Here is a 2,241-nt window from a genome sequence, read left to right on the forward strand (position 1 = left end):
GAGACTTGGATGAATCATTATCCAAGAAAAATGTTCAAGTATCAGACACCATTTCAGATGTATCGGGGTGGCTAAATTAAATTTGCAATTTGCCTTTTCTTAATTTTTTTAAATTTTGACTTGCATTTTGCAGTGAAAAGCGTGAAAATAACAAGATGAATAAAAAAATTGAAAAAATTGTAAAAACGTTGAACGAGAGTAAGGTGGATATGACCTTTATCACAAATCCAACAACCCTCAATTACCTTACTTCTGTAGAGATTGATCCTCATGAACGAATTGCTGGCTTGATGGTCTTCCCAAACCATGAACCTATCTTCTTCGTACCCGCACTTGAAGTAGAAGTTGCAAAGGCACACTTTGAATATCAAGTCATTGGCTATATAGATTCTGAAAACCCATGGAAGAAAATAGCTAAAAACGTAACCTTTTCTCCTGTTAAAAAGATCGCCGTTGAGTTTTCAGATATCAGCTTGCAAAAAGTTGATGGCTTAAAGTCTGGCTTTGGTAAAGTTGACTTTTTCGACTTGACTCCACTAATTTCTAGGCTACGGTTAATTAAGTCTTCAGATGAAATCGAAAAAATGAAAATTGCTGGCGACTATGCTGACAAGTGTTTTGAAATTGGCTTCAAATATGCTGCTGAAAATCCTGGTGTAACTGAAACCGACATAGTTGCTAAGATTGAATATGAAATGAAGCGTATGGGTGTCACTCAAATGTCCTTTGAAACCCTTGTCTTGTCTGGCGCTAGAGCGGCAAATCCACATGGTGCTCCAGAAAATATTGCGATTGAGCAAAATAAATTCTTGCTACTTGATCTAGGAGTTATGAAGAATGGTTATGCTTCAGATGCAACACGTACAGTTTCTATTGGTAAAGCACCAGAATTTGATCAAGAAATCCACAAGATCGTTCTTGAAGCTCAATTGGCAGCAATGGACTATATCAAACCAGGTGTAACAGTTAACTCAATTGATAAGGTAGCACGGAACATCATTGAGAAAGCTGGATATGGTGAATATTTCAACCATCGCCTTGGTCATGGAATTGGCATGGATGTTCATGAATATCCATCAATAGGTGGCAGTGACGAACTTATTGTTGAGAGTGGGATGTGTTTCTCAAATGAACCAGGTATCTACATTCCTAATAAGGTGGGGGTTCGTATTGAAGACTGTATCTATGTGACAGAAAATGGAGCAGAGTCATTTACTCACTTTGATAAGAACTTGCTCTTCTTCCAAAACTAAACCATCTGTAAACTATCTATTTTAGATTCACTTAAAAAGAGAGTTCTCGTAGTATGAGAACTCTCTTTATTATTCAACTTATTTTTGATTATTTGTGACTAAGTCAGTCATACTTTAAATATTTTTTTAACATAGTTAAAAAGTTCCCAGACAACTAGGATCAACATAGAAAGTCCAGAAAGTGCTATAGAATACCAAAGAACCTTTGGTTGATAAGATATCTTAATCAAATGAGTTCCAGACATTACATCTATTTCAGTAAAAGTTTTATTCAAAGTCTGATGTGCCTTTACAATGTTTCCGTCAATTTTGTATTGCCAATTTTGGTCATAAGGAATACTTAGGAAAAGTTTTCTTGTGCTCGTTAAATTTACAGATCCCTCAAAAGTATTTTGACGCACATTATAAAGTAAATCGGCTTTATTTGCATCCATTATTTTGATCACTCTTTCTAAGTTATTTGTAACCAAAATCTTCGTTGAAGAGGAATCAAATTTTTCAGAAATTGGACTCGTAAATTGAATATCAACCGCTATACCTTTGTCGACCTCACCGAGATTGAGCAAACCTTCAGCTACTTCTTCTGATTTATCAAGCATCTGGCGTCCATTAACAGTCACACTTAAGACTTTACGTTTAGCAGACTGCGGCAACTTAATAAAGAGTTTTCCATTCTCTGTAGGTAGTAAAGTGAAATGATTTTTTGAAACCTGTTTAATTAGCTGGTTAGAGAAAAGGCTAAAATTCTTTTCACCCACGATTTTCATTGCAAGTTGATCTTGATTATCAAAATATTCTGTAGTTGAGGGGGGAAAATTTATTTTTGAAAGGTCGGGAAGAAAATATCCAACACTTGGTAATTTATCATTTTTATTTTGAATTAAATATTTTTCCGGCAAATTGTAAAATTAGTTTAGCCACCTGAAGCAAGAAAAAAACACCTGAATCTCTTATACTTGAGTTTGAAAGAACAAAAAGTAGAAAAGGA

The 2,241-nt window shown here is 34.9% G+C and carries 2 protein-coding genes; one reads left to right on the top strand and one right to left on the bottom strand.

What is annotated here, in order from left to right:
• Positions 1-155 precede the first annotated feature (155 nt).
• Positions 156-1,253, top strand: a complete 1,098-nt coding sequence (locus HNQ37_RS08385; RefSeq protein WP_183541310.1) for a M24 family metallopeptidase — start codon at positions 156-158, stop codon at positions 1,251-1,253.
• A gap of 107 nt (positions 1,254-1,360) precedes the next feature.
• Here HNQ37_RS08385 and HNQ37_RS08390 read toward each other — a convergent pair whose 3' ends face one another.
• Positions 1,361-2,152, bottom strand: a complete 792-nt coding sequence (locus HNQ37_RS08390; protein WP_183541312.1) for a YfhO family protein — start codon at positions 2,150-2,152, stop codon at positions 1,361-1,363.
• Between the last annotated feature and the right edge of the window lie 89 nt (positions 2,153-2,241).

This window comes from Lactovum miscens (assembly GCF_014202895.1).
In the GTDB taxonomy this organism is placed as follows: Bacteria; Bacillota; Bacilli; order Lactobacillales; family Streptococcaceae; genus Lactovum; species Lactovum miscens.

What these genes read in the sequence shown, in the direction of transcription:
- HNQ37_RS08385 (WP_183541310.1), top strand. Translation starts at nt 156, where the DNA reads ATGAATAAAAAAATTGAAAAAATTGTAAAAACGTTGAACGAGAGTAAG.